25 protein-coding genes are annotated in these 22,170 nt (G+C 60.7%); 6 read left to right on the forward strand and 19 right to left on the reverse strand.

Annotated elements, in window-relative coordinates:
- Nucleotides 1-329: 329 nt before the first annotated feature.
- Genes PJU76_RS07975 through PJU76_RS07980 form a run of 3 tightly spaced genes read left to right on the forward strand, consistent with a single transcriptional unit; the run spans nt 330 to nt 2,568 of the window.
- A complete protein-coding gene (locus PJU76_RS07975) occupies nt 330-1,847 on the forward strand; it encodes a tetratricopeptide repeat protein (RefSeq protein WP_271779082.1) in 1,518 nt (505 codons plus the stop codon).
- 23 nt (nt 1,848-1,870) lie between these two features.
- Nucleotides 1,871-2,179, forward strand: coding sequence for a transposase (locus PJU76_RS13740; protein WP_215888900.1), 309 nt, complete (start codon nt 1,871-1,873; stop codon nt 2,177-2,179).
- Between the two features lie 14 nt (nt 2,180-2,193).
- Complete coding sequence (locus PJU76_RS07980) at nt 2,194-2,568, forward strand: copper-binding protein (protein ID WP_064218500.1); 375 nt, start codon at nt 2,194-2,196, stop codon at nt 2,566-2,568.
- 346 nt (nt 2,569-2,914) lie between these two features.
- Here the strand turns inward: PJU76_RS07980 and PJU76_RS07985 are convergent, their stop codons facing one another.
- The 8 genes from PJU76_RS07985 to PJU76_RS08020 all read right to left on the reverse strand — a co-directional run bounded on the left by PJU76_RS07985 (nt 2,915) and on the right by PJU76_RS08020 (nt 9,140).
- Nucleotides 2,915-3,553, reverse strand: coding sequence for a group II intron maturase-specific domain-containing protein (locus tag PJU76_RS07985; protein WP_226859747.1), 639 nt, complete (start codon nt 3,551-3,553; stop codon nt 2,915-2,917).
- Entirely contained in the window at nt 3,438-3,749 is a 312-nt protein-coding gene (locus PJU76_RS07990; RefSeq protein ID WP_215888910.1) for a hypothetical protein, read from the reverse strand. The genes PJU76_RS07985 and PJU76_RS07990 overlap by 116 nt, the downstream gene beginning before the upstream one ends.
- A gap of 286 nt (nt 3,750-4,035) precedes the next feature.
- Complete coding sequence (locus PJU76_RS07995) at nt 4,036-4,434, reverse strand: hypothetical protein (protein WP_064218498.1); 399 nt, start codon at nt 4,432-4,434, stop codon at nt 4,036-4,038.
- A gap of 40 nt (nt 4,435-4,474) precedes the next feature.
- Complete coding sequence (locus tag PJU76_RS08000) at nt 4,475-6,610, reverse strand: DotA/TraY family protein (protein ID WP_271779083.1); 2,136 nt, start codon at nt 6,608-6,610, stop codon at nt 4,475-4,477.
- 9 nt (nt 6,611-6,619) lie between these two features.
- Entirely contained in the window at nt 6,620-7,027 is a 408-nt protein-coding gene (locus tag PJU76_RS08005) for a hypothetical protein (protein ID WP_271779084.1), read from the reverse strand.
- A 10-nt stretch (nt 7,028-7,037) separates the two neighbouring features.
- On the reverse strand, nt 7,038-8,411 hold the full coding sequence (locus PJU76_RS08010) for a hypothetical protein (RefSeq protein ID WP_271779085.1): 1,374 nt from the start codon (nt 8,409-8,411) through the stop codon (nt 7,038-7,040).
- On the reverse strand, nt 8,383-8,847 hold the full coding sequence (locus tag PJU76_RS08015) for a hypothetical protein (RefSeq protein ID WP_271779086.1): 465 nt from the start codon (nt 8,845-8,847) through the stop codon (nt 8,383-8,385). Before PJU76_RS08015 ends, PJU76_RS08010 begins: the two co-directional genes overlap by 29 nt.
- Nucleotides 8,844-9,140 (reverse strand): hypothetical protein, encoded by a 297-nt coding sequence (locus PJU76_RS08020; protein ID WP_271779087.1) that lies wholly within the window; start codon nt 9,138-9,140, stop codon nt 8,844-8,846. The genes PJU76_RS08015 and PJU76_RS08020 overlap by 4 nt, the downstream gene beginning before the upstream one ends.
- Here PJU76_RS08020 and PJU76_RS08025 point away from each other — a divergent pair.
- Genes PJU76_RS08025 through PJU76_RS08035 form a run of 3 tightly spaced genes read left to right on the forward strand, consistent with a single transcriptional unit; the run spans nt 9,139 to nt 11,145 of the window.
- Nucleotides 9,139-9,288 carry a hypothetical protein gene (locus PJU76_RS08025; RefSeq protein ID WP_271779088.1) on the forward strand — a complete coding sequence of 50 codons (150 nt, stop codon included), beginning with the start codon at nt 9,139-9,141 and terminating at the stop codon, nt 9,286-9,288. The genes PJU76_RS08020 and PJU76_RS08025 overlap by 2 nt on opposite strands.
- Nucleotides 9,281-10,732, forward strand: a complete 1,452-nt coding sequence (locus PJU76_RS08030) for a hypothetical protein (RefSeq protein WP_271779089.1) — start codon at nt 9,281-9,283, stop codon at nt 10,730-10,732. The genes PJU76_RS08025 and PJU76_RS08030 overlap by 8 nt, the downstream gene beginning before the upstream one ends.
- 41 nt (nt 10,733-10,773) lie before the next feature.
- The gene (locus PJU76_RS08035) at nt 10,774-11,145 is read left to right on the forward strand and encodes a hypothetical protein (protein WP_064218491.1); all 372 of its coding nucleotides are present in this window, start codon (nt 10,774-10,776) and stop codon (nt 11,143-11,145) included.
- On the opposite strand, the gene PJU76_RS08040 is transcribed toward PJU76_RS08035, so the two are convergent.
- The 11 genes from PJU76_RS08040 to PJU76_RS08090 form a co-directional block, all read right to left on the reverse strand.
- On the reverse strand, nt 11,121-11,384 hold the full coding sequence (locus PJU76_RS08040) for a hypothetical protein (protein ID WP_271779090.1): 264 nt from the start codon (nt 11,382-11,384) through the stop codon (nt 11,121-11,123). The two genes, PJU76_RS08035 and PJU76_RS08040, sit on opposite strands and share 25 nt — an antisense overlap.
- 4 nt (nt 11,385-11,388) lie before the next feature.
- Entirely contained in the window at nt 11,389-11,871 is a 483-nt protein-coding gene (locus PJU76_RS08045) for a M48 family metalloprotease (protein WP_271779091.1), read from the reverse strand.
- Nucleotides 11,868-12,329 (reverse strand): DUF29 domain-containing protein, encoded by a 462-nt coding sequence (locus tag PJU76_RS08050; protein ID WP_064218488.1) that lies wholly within the window; start codon nt 12,327-12,329, stop codon nt 11,868-11,870. Before PJU76_RS08050 ends, PJU76_RS08045 begins: the two co-directional genes overlap by 4 nt.
- A gap of 105 nt (nt 12,330-12,434) precedes the next feature.
- Nucleotides 12,435-13,907: a RimK family protein gene (locus tag PJU76_RS08055; protein WP_064218487.1), complete on the reverse strand. Its 1,473-nt coding sequence runs from the start codon at nt 13,905-13,907 to the stop codon at nt 12,435-12,437.
- Between the two features lie 33 nt (nt 13,908-13,940).
- Nucleotides 13,941-14,444, reverse strand: coding sequence for a GNAT family N-acetyltransferase (locus PJU76_RS08060; RefSeq protein WP_215888907.1), 504 nt, complete (start codon nt 14,442-14,444; stop codon nt 13,941-13,943).
- A gap of 53 nt (nt 14,445-14,497) precedes the next feature.
- On the reverse strand, nt 14,498-15,124 hold the full coding sequence (locus tag PJU76_RS08065; protein ID WP_271779092.1) for a plasmid pRiA4b ORF-3 family protein: 627 nt from the start codon (nt 15,122-15,124) through the stop codon (nt 14,498-14,500).
- A gap of 120 nt (nt 15,125-15,244) precedes the next feature.
- Entirely contained in the window at nt 15,245-17,296 is a 2,052-nt protein-coding gene (locus PJU76_RS08070; RefSeq protein ID WP_271779093.1) for a type IV secretory system conjugative DNA transfer family protein, read from the reverse strand.
- Complete coding sequence (locus tag PJU76_RS08075) at nt 17,293-18,402, reverse strand: secretion/conjugation apparatus DotM-related subunit (RefSeq protein ID WP_271779094.1); 1,110 nt, start codon at nt 18,400-18,402, stop codon at nt 17,293-17,295. The genes PJU76_RS08070 and PJU76_RS08075 overlap by 4 nt, the downstream gene beginning before the upstream one ends.
- Nucleotides 18,395-18,853: a hypothetical protein gene (locus PJU76_RS08080; protein ID WP_271779095.1), complete on the reverse strand. Its 459-nt coding sequence runs from the start codon at nt 18,851-18,853 to the stop codon at nt 18,395-18,397. The genes PJU76_RS08075 and PJU76_RS08080 overlap by 8 nt, the downstream gene beginning before the upstream one ends.
- 9 nt (nt 18,854-18,862) lie before the next feature.
- Entirely contained in the window at nt 18,863-19,558 is a 696-nt protein-coding gene (locus tag PJU76_RS08085) for a hypothetical protein (RefSeq protein ID WP_271779096.1), read from the reverse strand.
- Nucleotides 19,555-21,981 carry an ArdC-like ssDNA-binding domain-containing protein gene (locus PJU76_RS08090; RefSeq protein WP_271779097.1) on the reverse strand — a complete coding sequence of 809 codons (2,427 nt, stop codon included), beginning with the start codon at nt 21,979-21,981 and terminating at the stop codon, nt 19,555-19,557. The genes PJU76_RS08085 and PJU76_RS08090 overlap by 4 nt, the downstream gene beginning before the upstream one ends.
- Between the last annotated feature and the right edge of the window lie 189 nt (nt 21,982-22,170).

A 22,170-nucleotide genomic window follows, 5' to 3' on the forward strand; every position in this document is an offset into this window, starting at 1 on the left:
TGTATGCCCCTATCTTAAGTCTTAAGGGGCATGCGTTAGCGATATATTATGGTGTCACATGGTGAATTAATTAACACGAGGTCTGGTCTGGTGTCCAGCATGGATAGTCTTGCACATTCGCGGACCTCTGATATTGCTGGGCGACTCGAAAAACCTGCTCTCACCTGATTCTATTTCAATGGATTGAAATGGCGAATATTTGGGATAATGGGTTTTTTCGAGTGTATCCTAACCTGTCTTTTCAAAATCACACAAATTATTTGTAGTATACCTTTGCAACGATGAGGTGGGGGTCTGCTACAATTCCACACGGAAGGAAGGAGCCATCGATGTTCCCATCACCAGTCGGCAAGCAGGAAGATCAAAAACTTGCGGTCACAAGTCAAAAACTGGCACTTGCTACGCACTATCATCAAACAGGTCGGCTGAAAGAGGCCGAACAGCTTTATCGAAACATTCTTGTGGAGCAACCGAACCACGCCGAGGTTAATAGCAATATGGGGGTGCTGGCTAGCCAAACGGGCCGCATCAATGACGCTTTATATTTTTTTCAGGCGGCGCTGAGTTCAGATCCGAAAAATGGGCAAACCTGGGCTAATTATATGCTATTGCTTTATAATACAGGACGCACTCAAGAGGCCAGTTCCGCCCTACAACAATCATTGGCAATTGACAAAAACTTTTCCTTGCTGTTTGAGGGGGTTTATAATCAAGCATTGAATTTGCAGTGCTGGAAGGATGTTGAAAACATTTTACATAATTTAATCGCCATAAAAAATAGCCCATCAAATGAGATGGCCATGCTAGGTGAGGTGCTTCGTCGGCAAGGTAAATTATCAGATGCCGAATGTGTTCTCTCTGATGCCCTTAATATTAATGAAAATAATGTAGCAGCGCTCCATAATTTATCAGTTTTGCTACTATATCTGAATAGATACCCGGAGGCTGAACATGCAATCATGAAGGTTTTATCCTTAATGCCGGACAATGCCGAAAGTATATTTATACTGGGCGCGATATCTGTAGGAAAGAAGTGCCTTTCGGAAGGCGAAATAGCCTTCCGAAAGGCACTTTCCATTAAACCCGCATACCCGGAAGCGTTAATGAACCTCGGTGCCATACTCAGCGACCAAGGCCGTGTGGATGAGGCGATAGGTACCTTCCGAAAAGCCCTAACTATCAAGCCAGACTACCTGGAAGCGTTAATGAGGCTCGGTGTTGCACTAGGCCGTCAGGATCGCATGGACGAGGCCGAAACCGTCCTCAGGAAGGCTCTCGCTATCAAACCGGATTATCCAGAGGCATTAATGAACCTGGGCGTCACACTTGGCCATGAAGGTCGATGGGAAGAAACCGAAACCCTCCTCCGGCAAGCACTGACTATCAAACCAGATTATCCAGAGGCATTAATGAATCTGGGTGCTGCCCTCAGCAGACAAGGCCGTTGCTTAGACGAAGCTGAAAACATCCTCCGACGAACACTCGCTATCCAGCCGGACCATCCCGATGCATTAGTAAACTTGGGTGCCATACTCAATAAACAAGGCCGCTGGAACGAAGCCGAAACCATTCTCCGGCAGGCCGTCGCCATTAAACCAAAGCACGCTGACGCATTGATAAACTTGGGTGCAGTCCTCAGCAAACAAGACCGATTAGACGAAGCTGAAACCATTCTCCGACAGGCCCTCACTATCATGCCGGACCAAGCTGACGCACTGGTGAATCTCGGGGTCATACTTCGCCAGCGTGGCTGCCCAGAGGAAGCCAAAACCGCTTTTCAACAGGCGCTTACGGCTAATCCGAATCATCCAGAGGCGCTCGTAAACCTTGGCGCTACAATACACTGATCAGTAAATTAAAAGGCGACCACGTGCATCTATTGGTAGAGATCCACCCGGCGCTCAATATTTCCACGCTGATCAACAACCTGAAAACCGCCAGTGCTAGACGCGCAAGGACCCGATTTGCGAGCACCTCAAACCTTTTTATTGGAAACCGTTTTTTTTGCATCGCGCTTATTATGTTGGCAGCGTCGGAGGTGCCATACTGGAGACAGTGCGACGTTACGGGGAAAGCCACGGGACCAAGGAAAAACCGCGCAAGGCCCAGCGGCCCGCTTGACCCCCTCCTGGCCTACGGCCCAAGAAGGGGAATGCGCGGGCGAATGTTCAATTTATAGTCAAGGAGAGGACCATGAAACATTTTTATCTCACCCTCATTCTGCTGTGCTTTTCGGCTATCACACTTCCGGCACAGGCGGCCATGGGCGACATGCAGGGTAAGGCTACTATGGGCAATGCCAAAAACACAGGCGCGGGACAGACGGCCAAGACTCAGATCTTTCTGGGACATGGCAAAATCAACAGCCTCAATCTCGAGGCACGCACGGCCAATGTCGCCATGGGTCCCGTTAAGGCCCTTGGCTGGCCTAGTATGTCGATGAATTTCGTAGTCCAGGACAAGACGTTACTCAACGGACTCAAGACCGGAGAAATCGTGAGTTTTGACTTCGCAAAGAATACCACCGGTGGCTATGTCATCACCAGGATCACGCCAGCAGCGCCATAAAAACCAGGGGTGGTCCGTGGCCAATAGCATTGGCTACCCCGGACCAAAATGTTCACAAACGCATTCATCTTTAGTCGCGGCACGCCGTCATGACGGGCATGCCGAACGCAGACCAAAAAGGCATAGTATCGACTGCACAGGCCTGGTGGCACGCCAATGACTGCAAACGCTGCTTATGTATATATATGTAGAGTCGAGATGTGACGCGGTAGCGTTAGGTACGGCCTACTCTGTTGACCGCCCTTTCGTTTGCGGTGTCTCAATAGCCGAACCATAACCCCGTTTCCACATCCCGCTCATCGAACTGGGCGTGCGGTGTTACCGCACCCAGCTCTCGGACAAGACATCACACTTTCGCCCACGGAAGGTTCCGCATCCGCTCAGGTAGGCGTACCAAACCCAGATCCTGGTATAGGTACTTATGCGGGAAGCGCGTTCCCCCGCTTTTCGCCACCTTATGCTTCATGCACAACCACCGGCGGAGCCGTCGGGTGGCGTGTTCGTCTAAGGTGCGGTACGCTTTCCGGACAGGGCCCAAGTAAAAGTAATTGGCCCAGCCCTCCAGCATCTGATTCAGACGTTCCACCACCGTTTTGGCATCCAACAACCCCTTTTGTGACGTCGTCTCCGCGCTAATGGCGGCGACCATCCGCTGCACACTCTTCTTGGATGGACGCATACCCACGTAGGGATACCCTGTCTTTTCCGAGTGATACAGCCCAAAGGTATAGCCCAGAAAATCGAAGTAAGCCTCCGGAACCCGGCATATCCGGGTCTTTTCTGCGTTCACCGTCAGTTTCAGCCTCCCCATCATATCCTGCATGGCGGCCATGGCTTGTTCCGCCTGCCACCGACAGCAAATGACGAGATCATCGGCATAACAGACGATTCGCGACCCGAAGCGCTCTTCGTATCCGCGTTGCTTCCATCCCAAAATCGCAATGAGGAAGGTGCTCGGCGAGGAATCGGTTAATCGCGATTTCATCCAGCAGCTCAACGGAAAGCTTATCTTGTGCCATCCAAGTGGCAAAATGCACAAGACCCAAAATATAGCCATGGATTGTGCTAGAAGCATAGCGGCCGGACTGCAGGTGCGCTGAGTATGCGCCCATGTGTGGTGCAAGCACACTGGCGAGGAGAAATGCCTCAGGAGAGGAATAGAGAGGATTGGTACGTTTCATGATGATGACCTCCGGTAGAAGAATCATCACTTCAACGGATCGCTCAGATTATGTATATCATCTGGACACAACATCTACCGCAAAACCAGTATTTACAAAGTATTCAGCCACGCCGACGTAGGAGCTATACATAATCGCGAGGTATACATAACGCTGCGATCCGGCCATTAGAGAGGATACACCCTTGAGATGCTGTCAACCGACTGGAATGATACTCTAACTGTCCATCATCAAGCAGTACGGCATCTGACATGGCCACGAAGCATCCGCAGAAAGTCGAAAAATTTCAGTGGAAGTGACGCGCAAAGACGAAAAAGAATACAGCCACCTGGATCGGTACGATCTCCAATGGCAGCAGAATAAGAGATATCGTGAACCATCGACGCAGAAAAAGACGATTGAGATATCGAAGCCGACGAATTTTGTCTGTGATCCTGACTACGGGATACTGGATCACGCCCAGCAACGTGAGGGCCGGGACAACGATATAGAAAATGAAGCCGGAATGGCTGGACAAGAAACCAAAGACCTTGACCAGCGCTCCGCAAACCGCGATAAGCGCAAACAGGTCCACGGGAAACCAGAGCACGTTGGGGTCGATGGGACCCGGCAACCTCTTGCGATAGTAACGGGTACCGCCATATCCATCGTCCTCGGCAATCAAACGCCATTCTGAATCCGACATGCCTCACCTCCTTTGGGCAATCCTGTGCGCCAGTCCTTTACTATCCTTGCGGATTCGGCGGTGACGCATTCAGCCCTCCCTGGATACCTTCCTTGGCCTTTCGACCGGTGTCGTGGATCTTCTCCGACTGCGGTTCACCGGTCCGGTCATTCTTCGGCGCCCCGATCCATTCCAGTACCCACTCCGGGAATTTGTGGATCAAACTAAAAGATGTCGTAACCACCGTCACCAACAGGACAATATATAGTACCAACTCGCCGATGGCGTCAAATGGCCCCATGAATCCGCCGCTGCCGTTGACGAAGGTGGACACCACCGCGCCGCCGATGGTCTGGTTCAGCAACCAGGCGGCGCCATAGAGGACGCCGGTGCCGACGATGAGCCCGGCGATCATCAGGAGCGGGGTGAGCAGAATGGTGTTGAGCATCATCCAGCCCCGCTGCCCGAGCCCTACCACCTCGTGCCCTTCCGGCGAAATGTGAAAGGCGAGCCAGAGCGGCGTCGCGAAGATCGCCACGATGAACAGGATCAACACGCTGAAGATCGCGGTGATCCACACGAAATACGGAATGAGCGGCACCCAGACCGACAGGAAGAGCCCCAAAGCGATGAGGACCTCGGCACCAATCTTTAGCAACTGCGCCATGGGCTTGGCCGCGCCGGCGAAGCCGCGGGCGATGATGCTGACGCCGGGCACCATGCCTGTGTCTCCTTCCGCCGCCCCCTTGGCCGCGCCCTTTACGGCATCCACTCCCTCCAGCGCCGCGAACATGGCCGTGCCCATGCCTTCTGCCATATAGCCCTCGTTCATGATCCCCAGGATGGGATTCACGTTGCGCGGTTCGCGCCCGGCGAAGAGCGCCGCCCGCGCCGACATCTGGCTGGTCCACGTGGCCACCCCGCCCAGCATGCCGGGGGTGTGCACCGCCCCAAAACCGGTTCCTGCCTTGCTGGGTGCCAGATAACTGTCGCCATAGTCGTTGATAAAGTGCGTCAGGCGCACCATGGCGCCGTCGTAACGTCCGGAAAAAAGCGATCCCAGATCACCGGCGGTGCCGCCAAAGTTGGAGTAGCTGCCGATATTGTTGAGCGCGTCCTGCGCCACGGCGCTGAAATGGGTCATCCGCCACCACCAGTCTCCGGCAGTGGCGATGCCCTGGGTATGGATTTTGGCGAGAAAGCCCTGTTCCGCTTTCGTTTCCAGGGTGCTGGCACTGTTTTCGGCGGTTTTCGCCATGATGTTCGCATAGTTGTCGATGGCGGTATCGTAGGCCGCCGGTGTCGGATTCTGGTTTTTCTCGATCGCCAGGGACAGGGGCCGCAAGGCGTTTTTCAGGTCGGGGATGAGCGTGGCGTTCTCCCCGAAAATGGCATTCTGGATCTGACCCTCGGTATTGTTCCCGGAGGCCCCGACCGGGTAGATGATGTCCCCGCACACGTCGGTGGTGGGTACACCCATATCTGCCGCCGTTTGAAGATTCGGCACCGACCAGTTGATGCTGTCGTATTTGACGAGATCGGGTTCGTTGGTGGCGCCGGAGCCGATGAATCCGGCGATATTGGACAGGGCGTTGGCGGCGGCCGTCCCGACATCCGTACCCAGGGCGAGGCCCTGGCTCGCGGAGACCTGGCCACCGGCTGCGGCGGCGGCCAGCGGATAGGTCCGGATATTGTAATTGACCGCATCCTCGCAGACCTGGGCGGTCATGATGCCGGCGGCGATATCCCGCAGTTGCGAGGGTTCCACTTGCACCCCGCCGACGGGATCCTTCACGACATATTTCGCCGCCAGATCCCAGGCCTGGTCGGCGGCACCCACGGCATTGCCTTCGAGATAGACCATGATCGCCTGCCCCGCGTCATAGCCGCCGCTGACGATGGGCAGCAGCAGCATCGCCGCGATCCCCGTGCGCAGCATGATCCACTTGGTGGACCACTTGCGCCCCATCCATTCCCCTTCGTGGGCCGTGCGCAGGATGCCCACGAAGACGATATAGGCCACCCAGAAGCCCACGAAGTACATCACCAGACCCGCGAAATCGGCAAGGAGTTTGGAAACCCCCGTGGTGGTGCCCTGGCCGATGCCGGTCACGGTGTGGATGAGGGGCCCCACGATATAGGACAGGGTCCGCATGAAGAGATCCGTGACGGGAGGCGCAAAGAGCAGCGCGTTCATGGGCGTTCCTCAGTGTCGGGGGCCGTAGACCGCACCATAAACGGGGTTTTCCGGCGTCGGAACGGTGCCCCGGTCGGCATCACGGGTGGCGTCGGGACTATCCCCGGCATCCGGAACCGCGGCGCGCAGGAGATCGAGGACGTGCCCCATCTCCAGAATCCCGCCCGTGGGCAGGACGGCCACGTCGGGCAGCGGAGTTTCTTCCGAAGCCGCCAGCGCTTCTTCGGCGGTCTCCGATACGGCTTCTGCCGCTCCCGGATCTTCCCGGGCGGCACCTTCCCTACCGGGATCCGCTTCCATCCGTCCTTCCGCCGCCAGTTCCCGAGCCTCGGCCACGAGATCCGCCGCAACGGGAGCGGGTGCCACCTGGGCATCCTGGGCGAGGGCCTGGGCTTCGATGATTTTTTCTTCGTTCATGTTGCCTCCTTCAGGGTTTGGCCGGGGCGGGACCACCGCCACTGGCGTTCTCGGCGTTTTCGGCGTTGAGCCGGGCGACGAGGGGCCGGTACTGGGTTTCCGTCTGCTGTGCCAGCAACGTGGCCAGCAGGGACTCGATGGCCGTCCGTTCCTGGAAGGCGATGTACTGGTATTGCAGATTCTGCGCCTGCAACAGCACGACCTCCCGCTGCAGGGCGGCGCCGCTGAGCGTGGCCAGATCGCCGTACCAGGACGGATTGCCCACTTCGCCCCGGTATTCCAGGGCGATCACCTGATCGATGGAGGCGTCGTTGGGGAGGGTGGCGCCGCCCAGATGGCGCAGCGAGTGATCCATGGCCTTGCCCAAGTCGTGGACCGGCGTATGCAGGGCGGCGATCTGATCCAGGGCCTCCTGCGCGAGACTCATGCGCGCGCTGTAGGAGAGCTTCATGCCGATGGCGGTCTTGCCCGCTGCCGTCTGGTAGGCGTTTTTGTCGGTCACCCGGACCGGCAGGGTGTCGGTCAGGTTGTGGATCAGGGCCGCCCGCGCGGTGACGTCGGTCTGGGGATGTTGCGGGGCCTGCAGACCGCTGATGCCGAGCAGGGTGGATCCGGCGATATCGTCATCGGCGACTGTGGGGTTCGCGGCGACTTTGCTGCAAAGCCCCTCCTGCACCTCCAAAGCCGAACAGAACAGCAGATCATGCACGTTCCAGGACTTCACCGGACCAGCGCCGGCGTGCAGGACGGTGAGGCCGCTCACCGCCTGCGCCTTGACGTGGAGGGCGCCGGCAATGGGATTGTTGACACCGAAGGCGCCCGCATTGCCGGCCACTGAGCTGGCGAAACTCTGCGGGCCATGTCCTGCGCAGGGCGCGCTCGCCGGCATGGCGCCGTTGGCCTGGGCTTTCGCCATGGCTTGGGCCACCGTGCGGTTGCGGATGCTGCGGGAGAGGGTGTAACCCAGCCAGGAGATGTCCGCGCGAATCTGGTGCCCCAGGGCCTGGATGTTCTGTTGGGAGGCAAAACCGCCGCCGCCGGAGAAAATATTGGTGCAACCGCCGCCCTCGCCCACGGGATAGCACTGCACCATGCCAGAGACCCCCGACGTGGAGGGGATATAGCGGGAATAGGGCGGATTGCCGATATAGGGGATGGATCCCGCCCAGTTCTGGAAACTGGCGCCACTATCCGGCACGGCCTGGCCGGTGACCCCCGTGGGGATGCCCCTCGCAGGGGTGCCTCCCGCAGGGGTATTGCCGGCGAAGGCCTGCGGGGCCGCCAGAGCGAGACCGACTGCGAGGGCAATGCCGCCGGCACGGGTAATGCCGCCGACAAGGGCGAGCCTGGGGCTTTTACTGGAAGAGATTCTGGAAATCGGCATTGCCGGTGCCTCCCTGGGGGTTGATGGCGTTCTGGATGTTCTGGGGATTGGTCGGGATGGCCCAGTTGGTCTGCGTGGTGGCGGTAGAGATGTTGCCGCCCGAGCCGCCGCAGGCGTTCTGGGTCTGGCCGAACAGGGTCTGCAGGACTTGTGCGATGGTCTGGGCGGTCTGATTGTTGCTTTGGCCGGCCAGCTGCTGGAGTGCATTCAGGATGCCGCTGTAGTTCCCCAGCTGGTTTTCGCAGTTGGGATTCTTGTAGACGTGGACCACGCTGTTGGCGGGAATCGGCTTCTGGGCGTCAATGGTGGTCAGGGCCTGTTTCATGGCTGCCGCATGGGCCTCCTTGCACAACGGGCAGCTGCAGGCCCAGGCGGAGGGGATGCCGAAAGTCAGGAGCATTGCTGCGGGCAGGGCGAAGCGCAGAGCGGACTTCATAAACGCACCGCCATGGCCGCCTCGACCATTTCCAGAATCTCCGGGCGGTTCAGCAGGCGCAGGCTGGACAGCAGCAGGCTGATCTCGCCTTCCTTTTGGGCGAGGGTGCGGGCGCGGGCACTGCCACCCGCCGGGGTGTCCACCGGCAACCCGAAGCGGCCCTGAAAGTCCAGAGCCAGATCCGGCGGGCCATAAGCCGTCAGGGTCTTGTAGGCCCCGCGCCGGGCCTGGGGAATGTGTACCGTCTTCTGGAGCAGCGCCGCAACGCGCGCGGGCCAATCGGAGTGTGCCATGGGTCATACCTCAATGCAGGGTGCTCAGGGGGGTTATAAGGCGAATCCGGAAGGGTGGCCGACGTCCGACAAGACACGGGGAATGGCGCACGGCTATAACCCCAGTGACCATTCCACCCTTTTGCCGCAGGAGCATATCCATGGCTGACACCCGCACCCCCGCCCAGACCGCGATGGACACCGAGATCCCCGCCCAGTGGCCGACGGCGGTCCGTGATTTTCAGGAGCGCTACCGCACGCCCCTCCTGGACGCGATCCATCGCGCCGAGGCCGGTCTTGTCCAATGGACGGATCGCCCGGCGGCCGATACGGCCGCCAGCGCTGCGGAAGGCGCCCGGCTCCTGCTGGATGATGGGGAAATCGGGGAGGCTCTCACCCGGCTGCGGGAAGCCGCGGAGAGGGAAGCACAGGAGCCGCTTGCGGAACACCCATTCGCCGAGGCCGCTACGGGCATGGAAACGGCCTGGGCCGAGTGGCGCGAGCGGCATGGTCTCCCGGAGGATGCCCTACCACGGACTTATCCATTCACAACGGAAGAACGGGCGAAGGTACCAGGAGCAATATCCGAAGCGAACAGCATGCCGCCAGCCATGAGTGAGGAGGAATGGGCGCACCTGGAGCAGATGCAGAAGACCAATCCCGGGCAGTCCGACGCCACGGTACCCCCGCTCGATCTGCCGGACGATCAGGAAGCGGCGGAACTGGCCGCACGGCGGGACGCCGAAGAACAGGAGGCCCGCGTGCTTCTGGCCGGGAAGTCGCCGGAAGTGGCATCAGAAAAGGACACGGGAAACGCCGTAGAGCAACCTGAGGAGGCACTCGAAGCGGCGCATCCGACCAGCCCACAGACGGATGCCCTGGGCCAGGAAGGGCAGGCCCCCACCGCACGCAGGGAAACCTTGCCTGCGGAGCCGGAAACACGAGACCCAGGATCCCCATCGCCCCAGGAAACCCATATCAATGGCAAAAATGTCACTATCCGCTCGGCGGGCTTTTTGACCACCCTGGCACAGGGATTCAATCAGCGGCGGGACCTGCTGCTGAAATCCCGGGAAGAAAAGCAGAAAGCCCAACGACAGGACGCCGCGCGGGAGAAGTTCTCCGATTTCACGGCGACCGCGCACGATCTGGAACACCAGAGCGAGGCCCTGCTGCATCATCCGGTCATGGAGGCCGTGCGCCAAGCCGCACCCAAAGGGCTCGATCACGCCGACGCGCAGCAAAAGGCGCTGGTCGGGTCCATCGTCAGTTCCAATCCGGAGTTTCAGAGCCAGGTACAGGCCCTACAGAACCAGCATGCCGAAGTCACCCGTCGCTTCGATGCCCTGGAACCAGAACTCGACGAAATCCCGGTCAAGGAGCGTCGGGCCTATACCGATATTACCGACAGACACCTGAAGAAAGCGGAAGAGCATCTGCAGCAGCTGCCTGATCAGAAAGGGGGCAGCATCTGGGAACGTCTGAAAGAGAGTTTTCGGGCCATTGGCCAGCGACTGGGGATCACCGGACCGGATCTCGACGTGCAGCGCCAGGTGACCACGCCCCCTACGGCGCCTGCCGCAGTGCAGACGCCAAGACCGGGACGGCATTAGTTTTCCTGATAGCGCGGCTGAGGTCGCAGGAGGTAATGAAAATGAAACGATTCACGCTCCGCAAGGGAATGTACCCCGGCAAGGGGCTCGCGCCCTGCAAGGGGTTGGCGTTGATTTTGGTGCTCGCGATGGGGCCCGCGACCGCATGGGCCGCGATCATGACAGGGGCCGGGCCGGTCACCGGAATCGCCCTGTCCGGCCTCGCCGGCCGACAAGGTTTCTTCCGCATCGGCCCCGCACTGCCGATGCATGCACCCGCGCAGGGTGCGGGATCTACCCAGGGGCCGCAATCCACGCAGGGGTCGCACCCCGCAAGGGGCACGCAACCTGCGAAGGGCTCGTCCTCCGCAAAGGGCTACACCGGCGGATTGCCCGTATTCCACGATTATTATTGCGAGCAATATGGCTGCTGATCAGGTTGCAGATTATCTCTGAGGAGATCTCTTTGAATGACCTTGATGACCGCACCATCCAGACACCAGAAACTCGCGAACACGATATGTTCCAGGACCTCGCGGATCTGTTCCTCCGGCGCATCCGCCAACCATTCCGCCACGCCGGGCGCATTTCGCCCCTCGATCATCCGCGCGGCGGAGAACTGGTAGGCCACCGGCAGGCAATCCGCCCGTACGGCCCTGAACACCCGATCCATGACGTCATTTCCGCCACAGGGTAACCGCTCTGATTTCTTCCTTGGTGGTCCAATATATATCTTCCCCAACTCGCGCTATCGCCCAGTCGTCGGCACGTTTCTCCCAAGGAAATATACGCTTTGAAGCCAGCAGATAGGCAAACCCCGCAGCGGTGAAAACGGCCGCCATTTCCGCCCACCCAACAATCGGGGCGGCGAACACGGTGTATAACCAGTTTAGCGCTACCATTAGCAGGCCAGAGACAAGGTATCCCCACAAAACAAACCGAAGTGCACCATCCCTGGCGTGTCCCAACTCGTGCGCCACCAGACAGCGAAGCGCTTCTGGTGACGCGTGTTGATAGGCATCACTGACGAGTATCCGGTTCCAAAGTGGGAGATAAACAGCGTGCGCTTTTCGGACCACCCAGAACTTACTCCAAGCGATGCAAACAGGATTCTCATACAATTCGGCTGCGATCTCCGCCAATTGGTCGTCTTTCATCATTCCGGCCACCAGTCCGCTAGAACCTGTCTGTTGGTGTCCCAAGGGCAAGCGTCCGGGAATTCGGACAACGGCAGGCCCGTTTCAATGGACGCCAAACGCCTGGCATCCCTCCATTCCTCGGTCAGAACCTGCTCCGCATGACCTTTCAAACTAGGGGACTGAATGAAGATCTTGAGTATTTCCTTGCGCTGTTCGACGATGGTGGCCTCCCAACTGGCACCGCGCTTCTCGGGCTGCCAGACCCACTTCATCAGGTGCATCAACAAACCCCGCAACCTGCTTTCCAGTTCCCGCCGGTCTCTTTTCCCCATCGACTCCAGTTCCTCAGCCGCATTTTCCCAATCCACGCCCTCGGGCCGATTGTGCCGCAGGGCAGCCGCCTGTGCCATCGTCCACGCAAAGAAGTCCTGTTCGTAAAGATTGAGCCCGGGGGTTTCCAGCTGTCTTACCGTTGACATGATCATGCCTCCCGCTGGCATGGGGTGATGGGGAAATCATAGTGCAATTCAGGTGGCCAAGCCACCCGTTATCATTTTCGTGGCCCGTCCGTTCGCTGGCCAGGTTCAGGGCCGCCCGTGCCGCGTTTCCATGCGCCGGATCAGGGAGCGCAGCACCGTCTCGTAGAGGGCGTCCCCCATCACACCGTCCTCAATGCCGCGATCAATATTCGGGTTGTCGTTGACCTCCACGACAAAGACACCATCAGGCGTTTCCTTGAGATCCACGCCGTAAAGTCCGTCCCCAATCAGGTTGGCGGCGCGGACGGCGGTCTGCAGAACGGGCGCGGGTGTTTCGTGGAGGGAAATCGTGCGAAACCCGCCCTGCAGGGCACGCCCGTTGTCCAGGTGACGCACGATCTGCCAATGGTTGGACGACATGAAGTATTGGCAAGCGAACAGGGGTTGCCGGTCCAACATGCCGATGCGCCAGTCGAACGGCGTATAACAATAAGGCTGAGCCAGCAGCAGATCCGAGTCAGCGAACAGTTCGGCGGCCACCTTCCTCAAGGTCTCCGGATCGGTGACTTTCCGGACTCCGCGGGAGAAGGACCCGTCCGGCACCTTGAGCACGAAGGGATAGGGCAGCCGTTTCTCCAGGCGTCGAAGATCAATTTTACGGATAATGATGGTTTCGAGGATAGGCACCTGATGCGCCCGCAGTATCTCCGTCAGATAGACCTTGTTCGTGCAGCGCAAAATGGAATCCGGATCGTCGATCACCACCAGCCCTTCCTGTTCGGCCTTCCGGGCGAACTCATAGGTGTGGTGGTCAATACGCGTGGTCTCCCGGATGAACAAAGCGTCGAACTCGGCCAGCCGCCCATAGTCCCGGCGCGAAATCAGTTCGACGTGTATTCCCAGGCGCTTTCCTATGCGAACAAAATGCTTCAGCGTTCGGGAGCTGGATGGCGGCAATGCTTCCTGGGGATCGTGGAGGATGGCCAGATCGTAGCGCATGCGCTCGGAAGGCTTCGACTTGCGCCGACGGCGGGCGAGATAGTGCTGAATGGCGGCATGAAAATTCGTTTTTTCCACGGCGTCCAGGTCTCCGATGGGTAACGCGCAAACCCGTTGGATGCGCCAGACGCCGTTGGCCCGAAGCTGCACCTCCAGTGTCGGCATGGGCAGGCGCTCGAAGAGTTCCCGTGCGAGTTCCTGCATGGGGCCATCTGCCGTCCAGCCGAAGAAAATCCGCAACACGTAAGTGGCTCCCACCTCCTTCTGCAGGTTTTCCGTCGCTTTTTCCAGCAGAGGTTGCAAATCGGCGAGTCCCGGGCGATACAGGGATTGCCTGCGCACTTCCAGCAGGGTGCGCACTTCCGGCAGGACGTGGTGGCCGCGGGCCTCACCCAGCAGCGAGCAATAGTAACCCACGCCCCCATACTCCAGGTTCCGGCACAGGTTGATGACCCGCGTGCGGCGGTCTTCCGGCTGGTGTTTGCGGCGCAGGTAGTCTATCGCGGTGATAAAGGGGATACCGGAATCATCGACCGGCCAGTCGCGGCGGGAATCGACAACGATCAGGTTTTTAGGCATGGAAAATTCCGGGATTGGGGTGGACAACAGACATCAGAGTGGCTTTTCCATGCGAATCGCGGCGGTGCGGTCCTCGTAATAGGGCTCGATACGTCCGAAAGTCTGGTAGCCGACGCTGGTGTACAGGCGAATAGCCGCGGCATTGTCCTCGCGCACTTCCAACCGTATCCGGTTCCTGCCGGACTCCACAGCGACGGATTCGGCGCCTGCGAGGAGTGTGCGGGCCATTCCCGTCCGACGGTGCTCCGGCATAACGGCTATGGAATAGATGCGCGCGATAAGTGAGTTTCGCCGCAACAAGAGAAGGATATAGCCGCAAACGCACGCGCCATGTTCGACCGCGAGAAACCTGACGCCCCATGGGTCCTGCCGACTGCGGGTCAGGAAACGGCGAAGCCCGGAGCGTGAAATGCGATCAATGGAAAAGCACTGGTTCTCGATGGCGGCGAGCACATTCAGGTCTCCGGGACCGGGCTTGCGGATGGTGCCGGCATGGGGCGGCGTCGGCCATGTCTGGGTGATGATTGTCTCGCTCAACTTGGCATAAACCGTCCCAAGGCCAGCTTATTGGCGCCGCCAAGCGCCAATGGTTATCCCCACCGGTTCCACGCCATCCTCAGCAACGCAGCATTAGCGGCGTGCCGATCAAACCGGCCGGGGTCAAAGTCCTCACCCGCCCACTGCAGGAAGGATTGAGCGTCCTCGCTTTCCGGGTCTTCACGCAGCAGATCAAGGGAATCCTGATAGCCGGGTGCCCCACCGCTGTCTTCCGGCGGGCAGGCGCCCTGCCCCGCATCCACAAAGGCGACACCGTAAGGCTTGCAGCCGGCAGGCTCAGTGATGGGGTTTACCTCCTCCACGCGGATGACGTGGGTCCAACTATCGCCATAGTCATAGAGGTACTTGAACTCCAACCCCGGCTCCAATATCTGACCCAACAGGACTTTTCGTTCATCGACAGGCAGCCGCTTCGGGTCATCTTCAGGATCCGGCAGGGCATATCGTTTCCCGTTGATGGAGAACTCGTGGAGATGCGCATCCGTCCACCCCATGGCGGCTTGTAAGACATGGTGCAGGGTGTGCAGCGACATCCCACTGTCTACCCAAACCTGACGCCATATCGTGGGCGTGATATCTTCGAGTTCCACCTGGAGCAGGTAGCTGTATGCCTGTTTGCTTTGGGCTTGCAGCCTGCAAGGCTTGCGAGAAGTGGCCATGTTTTGCTTCCTGATAAGCCCTGCCAGGACAACCGATAGTGGAAGGTTATCCCTGTTCTCCCACTGCGGCAAGACATGCCGTCTGCAAGACAGGCATTCTTCCCCGAATTCCGCGATCGATCACTGTAGTTCACCGAACAGCCTTTCCCCCTCCGCATCCATGGGACAGGGCGCGTCCCGCAATGCCTGGGTGATGAGCCGCTCCACCACTTCCTGCAACTGATCATGCTGGTCGAGCGCCTCGGCATCGAGGCCCATCTGCTCACATACGGCCCGCGCCTGCATCATGCCCTCCCCGAACCGCGCGGCCAGATCCTCGGCATAGCGTGGTTGTGCCGCCGCGCCCTCTTTGCCCACATCCTGGAACTCCTGGGCGGTGTCATCCCGTAGGGGCTTCAGCAGCGGCTGGAGATGGTTCTGATGAATCGCCTTGACCGTGACCTGCGGCACATAGAGCCCCTGAATCCAGACTGCGCGCTGGGTTTCTCCGCGGCTGGTCGGCACGGTATTCACCAGCAGGCCCTGACCCCGATGCTGCACCTTGATATCCAGCGGGTCGAGCCAGGAATCTTTTTGCAACTGCAGGCGGGTGTCAGCAGCCGGAATAATCCCTGATCCATTGTTATAAGAGGCAGGCACCGCCCGCCAGACCTCGCCCGTGAGCTTGCGCGCGAGCTCCATGGTCTCGATGTCTTCCACCCCCAGGAACATCTTCGACCGGGTGGCTGAACCGGCGATGGCGTCGGCCACGGTCTTGTTCTTGTTGAGCATGTGCTGGTGGGACTGAGCCAGGATGAAGAGCGCGAATCCGAGACTGCGGGCTTCCTGGTAGATGACATCCTCACCGTCCACCACATAGGCGGGTTTTTCGTCCTGCAGGATGAAGTAGGGATGATCCGCCTTGGTGATGAGGGGCTCGGCGGCTTCTCCCACCCGGCGCTCGGTCTGGCTGCCCGCCACGCGCGCCATGACGCCCTTGATGTTCGCGGTGAAGATCCGCCCCAGGGCAGCGGCTCCTTCCGCCGATTTGCCGAGTGCGGGCAGGATCACCACCACGAAGCGCCGGTTGACCACGGCATCATACCAGTCGATCTCGGGATAGGGAGTATTGGTGATGTAGCCATAGCTGTCGGCCAGCAGGCCCAGGGCGTTGGTGAGCTGCATGGTGACGTAGGCGTGCTGCTCGCCGCGGCTCAGGTTCGGGGCTTGTTCCGCCTGGGGATCGCGGGCATCCGACGACGGCGGCGGTTTGTCCGGATCCCAGCCGCCGGGCAGTACGCGCAGGTAGGCCACGACGCCATCCAGCAGGCGTAAGGGAATCGTTTTATCATGGGCAAGACTCTGCAGCGCCTCAAGTTCGAGATGCCGGCGCACCACCGCTGGGGATAGCGCCTCGATACCCTGATCCCGCCGCCAGACCAGGGGCGGCAGGATGGCGCGGATGTAGCTCTCCGCCCGCCCGATCCAGAAGGGATCCGTCACCGAACCCTTGTCCAGGAGCTGCATCAGGAGCTCGGACAGCGAGGACGAATCCCAGAGGGCCAGCGGATTGTCGGTATTGGACAGGCGCCGCTCGGGAATGGCGCCGTAGATGTCCCGCCCACCAGTGACGTAGGAGAGCAGAAAAACGTCGTCCTCTCGCCCGAAGCGGCGCAGGATGCCGTAGATCTGTTCCCAGGTGGCAACCTCGCCCTTGCCGTCGCCGGTGGCCGCTCCCGTGCCCAGCATGCAGGCATTGAAGATCGCCGCCATCAGGGCTTCGGTCTTGCCGCCGCCGACCGCCCCCAGGATGTAGAGATCCGCGCGCAGGTCCACGTTGTTCAGCCAGACGGCGGCTCCCGTCTCCCGGTCGAAACCCGCGAGATAGATACCGTTGGCGGGCTGTGGACGTCCCCGCTCGTCGAGATCCTTGGGGTCCCAGGTGCCCGCAAAACAAGGGGCGCGCAAGGGCCAGCCGTTGTGGCGGACGGTATGCAGGAGGATCAAAAAGTACAGGGTGGCCACCGGCAGGATCAGGTCCGCCCAGGCATCGAGGGGCGGCATCGCGCAAAGTCCAGCGAGGATAAACAGGGTCAGAAATCCCGCATCCTGGGCGAATTGCCGAAAACGCTGCCCGAAGGGCCGGGTGTCCTGACTGACGGTGCGGGTATCGACGGAGGGCGCGCGGTTCATCCACGTACCTGTTTCAGTGCCGCCTCGATGCCGGCCACGGCGTCCTCGATCTGCGGCGTGACCAGCGCCCTGCCCGCCGCCTTTTCTGCCCGGTAGTGGGCGAGAATCCCCGCGCCCTCGACGAAGGCCATGCCGCCACCGTTACCAAGACTCTGGATGGCGTAGTACAGGTCGCGATCCACCCCCTTGAGCCAGAGCATCCAGACCGGCGGCAAAAGTCCGCTCTCGCACGCTCGCGCCACCAAGGCGAGGACCTGGATGCGGGCGTAATGGTGATTCCCGGCGATCTCCCGCCAGGCAGCAGATTCTTCCGCAGTCGGCGTCCAGGGAATGTCTTTCGCGGTCATCTCCCGCACCCCGCGCAGGGGATCCTTGCGGTCATCGGTGGCCCGTCGGGTCAGATGCGCGAGGCGGGCATAGGTGGTTTTCCCATCGCCGGTCACCTGCGGCAGGATGGCATACACCAGCGCGGCCACCGCCGGATGCAGATGGCGCAGATCATCACTGCCCAGCTGCTCCGTGTAATAGGCCGCGAATCGCTCCGGCCGGATGACGAGATGATCGCTACCCTCCGGCTCCCAGCGGGCGGCGTCCAGTTGCCGGGCGAGATCCCAGGGCCGCAGGGCCAGTGCAAAGGGTCCGCTGTGGGGGTCCATGGTGTGGATGCCGAGATTCCAGTACCGCCCCCAGGGGTAGCGCTCCTGGATGGCTTCCACCACCTCTTCCGTGGTAAATCCCCGCAGGCGCTTCTGGCGCGCACGGAAGACGATGAAGGCAAAAATCAGGATGGGCAGCGCGCAAACGGGACCGATATACCGGCCAATCCGTTGATTGACCGCGGATACCGTCGCGAGGCGGACGCGGGCCTGCAGATGTTCCGCCCGGACAGTAGCCAGCGCGTGGGCCAGATGCCGGAAGCGGGCAGGATCCGAAAGGTCGAAAAAGCGGATTGCAGCGATTTCTCCCGATTTGAGCCACAACCACAGACTGACCAGCGCGGTGTGGCCCAGCAGCCAGGCCAGCACGGCAAGGACCGCCAAAGCGATCCCGGCGACGACGAAGCCTGGGATGTCCGAACCTGTATCCTGTGCGCCGCGGTCATTCACCGGAATGCCTCCACCACCGGAAGCGGCGGAACGGGCGGATCAGCCAGGAGCGGAACAGGGGCAGTTCATTGCGCGCGATGCAGACACTCTGGTAGCGCCCGTAGATCCAGGAGAGCAGACAGAGGGGCAGAAAGGTCCAGGCGGCCGGGTGATAGGCGCCGTAGACCAGCAAGGCCGCGGCACACAGGGCCGAGAGGTGCATGCGCCATTGGGCGCGGCGCTGGGCGCGTTCGAGATCGGCGGGCGTCAGTCTTTGGGCCGCCACCGATTGCGCGAAACGCGCCGCCGCCTGTTCGGCGGCGTCCGGCGCCCCTGCGCCCGGCAGATCGCCCAGATGCAGGGGCGGCACCATGGCCCGGCTCGCCCGCCAGGTAAACCGGCCCATCCAGACCACCGGCAGAATACCAGAGGCGACACCGGCGACATACCCCGCTTTTTTCCAGAAAGCCATGGATAACTCCTAACGTTTAGGTGCGTGGGGATCCGTCCGGACACGGTCTGTCAGGACACGGGCGGATTCCGGTCCGACACCCGAACTCGGCGCCGGTACTTCAGCGGACTCCGGTGCCGCCGTTGCCGGGACGTATGCCTCGGTGACCGCTGGTGTGATCTCCCCGGATGGTCCCGTCCGCACCGTTTCCCGCGGCTCCGGAGTGATGGGCTGTTCTATTGTATGTGGGACCGTCAGGCGCTCGATGCGCAGCAGGGTCTCGCCGATGTGCCGGCGCAGGCTCTCGGGGTCGGAAAAGGGATGCGGAACCAGAAGCGCGCCCGCGCCCACCAGATTGCTGGCGATCCAGGGCAGAAAAGCCGACGGCAGCGTGTTGCAGCCCTGTACAGCGAGGCGACCGTCTTGTGATTCGATGCGGACCGCTGCACTGTCGAAGCCTCGCCCTGTGGCACCGGAGAGATGTTCCAGCACGCCCGCTTCCGGCGTACCCGCCGCGAGGTGCCGCAAGGCCGCGAGCAGCGGATCCAGCATGCGCAGGGCGAGAGCCAGCATGGCCTGGGCCAGTTGCGGCAGGTCTTCTCCCAGCAGGCTGTCGGCAGGGTGCAGGGGCGCGCGGACATCATCCGCTGCTTCCGACGGCGTGCTGAATACCGTCGCCATGCGCAGGGCAAGGTCTGCCAGCCGGGTATCCATGTCCGTACTCATGGCCGCCGCCCACGATGAGCGGAAGCTTGCGGCCGGAGGGCGCGTTCAGGGCCCGAATCGGTTACCTGCAAGTTTCCCTCGGACCCAGGAGATACCGTCACGATATGCCCTTGCATCTTGCGGATTTCCGCCTGGTGGCGGGCATCCGGCTCGCGACCGGAGACCAGCAGGGGTTGCCCTGCGCTCTGGATTTCCAGCACGTTCGTGTCGTGGATGTGGGTCAGCCTTCCGGTGATCTGCCCCGCACCTTTCTGTTCCATGTTTCTGTACGGCATCAGGCCAAAGGGAATTGCGGGGGATGCAAAAATGTCCTTCGCGGGGGTAACACCCAGTTCCGGGTTATGGATGCTCAATACCCGTCCATCACCACTGATCGACACGTCCACCGGTTTCCCCATGGACTTGCGCAGATAATCATCGCCCAACGAATCCGCCAGGAAACTCTTGCCGATCTCGACGCTGACCGGGCCGAATTCCCGGGTATCCAGCAGCACGGCGTACTTCTCGTAATCCCGCAGCACCCCGGAAATGCGCTGGCGGGGATGCGCCTGAATTTCCAGGATCGGCTTGTCCGGGTCGATGGGTTCCTGACGCACGTAGTTCGCCAGATCGGTGCGATGGGTGAGGACGACCTTGTGGTGGATTTCCTTGGTTTGCTCATCGGGAGCTGGCAGGGGCCGCGTAGATACGCCGCGCGCGGTTTCGACTGCGGTGAGCACGGCATGCTCGGCCCGTGCGCGCGAATCGTCCATGCCCATCGTCCGTCGGTAGGCATCGGTCCGCGGATCGGCGGCGTCCAGATCCGGCCCGGGTTGGACGGCTCCCGGGATGTGCTCCAACATCTGCTCCGGCAGCACCGTGGGCGCAATGTGGTCCGCCCCGTCCATGCCCGGGGCGCCTTCCGGCCTCCGGTAGATGCGCCTCAGCCGCGTCGCTTCGCCGGGATGGGCGGGGTCGAGCACGACGGCTTCGCGCTCTGTACCGGTCTCGTCCCGGTACCGCACATAATCGCCGCGGGACACCGCCGGGCCTTCCGCTTCCAGACCCCGATCCGGGGCAAAATACCGGTCATAACCGCGAATGGGGAATTCGTCCCCATCGAACACATCCCGGCTGAAGTCCTCGGGTTTCAGGTCCCTGCCGAGCACTTTTTCCAAAGCGCGATGGAACAGCAGGGCATCCCGGTCTTCTTCGAGAAAGACCCGGTTTCCTTTCTGGTACGAGAAGACATTGATCAGACCATCGATGTCCAAAGCTTTCAGGTCGGATCGGGGTACTTCCAGCCAGCCGTGACCGGCGTCGCCGTGGAAGGTGTACCGCTCGCCGGCATCGATGTCGATGGACAGACGCGGAAATTCCGGTGCTTGGGGCGCAGGTTCCCGGAGACTGCCGGGCGGCGTCTGGGTCTGCCCTGGCCCGGTTTTCTGCACTTTCTGGAGCGCTTCGAGCTCTAGCACGAACTCCGGCGCGGCCAGATGATCCACCGCCGCCTGGGCGAGGCGCGCGGTCTGGTAGAGCAGCCTGGGGTTCTCCTCCACGGCCGCGCGCAGGGTCCAGCCCTTCAGGTAGCTCGCCGTCTGTTCCGCATCCTCGGGGGCGATGGGCACATTGAGCCGGCGCGCCAGCAGCAGCATGCCGAGCTCCGCCACCAGTTCCTCTGCGGCATAGGCCTGGTCGGGATCCATGCCCCTGGCCGCATACCAGTCCGGACGCTGCAGGGTGTTTTTGCTGCTGTGGATGGCTTCGTGCAGGAGCGTACCGTAATAGGCGGACGGGGTCGCAAAACGCCCCTCGGCGGGCATCACTATCCGGCCTTCTCCCGGCTGGCAGTAAGCGCGATCTCCCAGCCCCTGCTCCACCCGGACGCCGATCTCCCGCAGACGTTCGAGGAAGAGCCTGCCCGCGACATTGTGATCCCAGGCCGCTTCGGGGGCGGCCTGGTTCAGCAGGGCTTCGAGACCATCGGTCTGGGCGAGATTGAAGACCCGGTAGACCTTGGCGAAGCCCCGGCGGCGTGGCTCGGCCATGCCATTGCCCTGCTCCACGCTCTGGGCGAGCCGGGGATCCACGCCGGGCACCCGGTCTTCGGGTCCGAGTGGTTTGCTGGAACCCTCCTGCGGTGCCGATGGCGTCCATTCCTTCCAGACGATGATGGGCACGCCGTGCTCGCCCCGGCGGACCTGCCCGCCCTGGTCCTGAATCTGTTTGTAGGTGGCGTAGAGGGGCGAATCATACGCGACCCCCGCCAGATGCAGCAGGATGGCATTGCCGCCGTGATACACCGACTTCGTGAAGGGATTGTGCGGCATTGTCGGCCAGGGCGGTGGCGTCCAGGGCTTGCGCCAGGGCGGCACATCCCTCTCCTGCCAGCGCTCCAGCAGCCATTGCACGACTTTTTCGTCTTCTCGGGAGGGGTTGGTCATGGTAAAATCTCACGGTAGGATGGGGGGGATTTTTTTGCTTCCTTATTCAACATTGGCTGGGTGTTGGGCGTCCCCATCGTTTCGACGATTCTCATTGCAGGACTTTTTTGTTTATTGAGCGCTAACAAGTGGCAAAAAGTCGCGCTTGACGATGCGCGATGAACCCCGGGAACTGTTTCGGCCATCTGG

Source organism: Acidithiobacillus ferriphilus (assembly GCF_028215975.1).
Lineage (GTDB): Bacteria > Pseudomonadota > Gammaproteobacteria > Acidithiobacillales > Acidithiobacillaceae > Acidithiobacillus > Acidithiobacillus ferriphilus.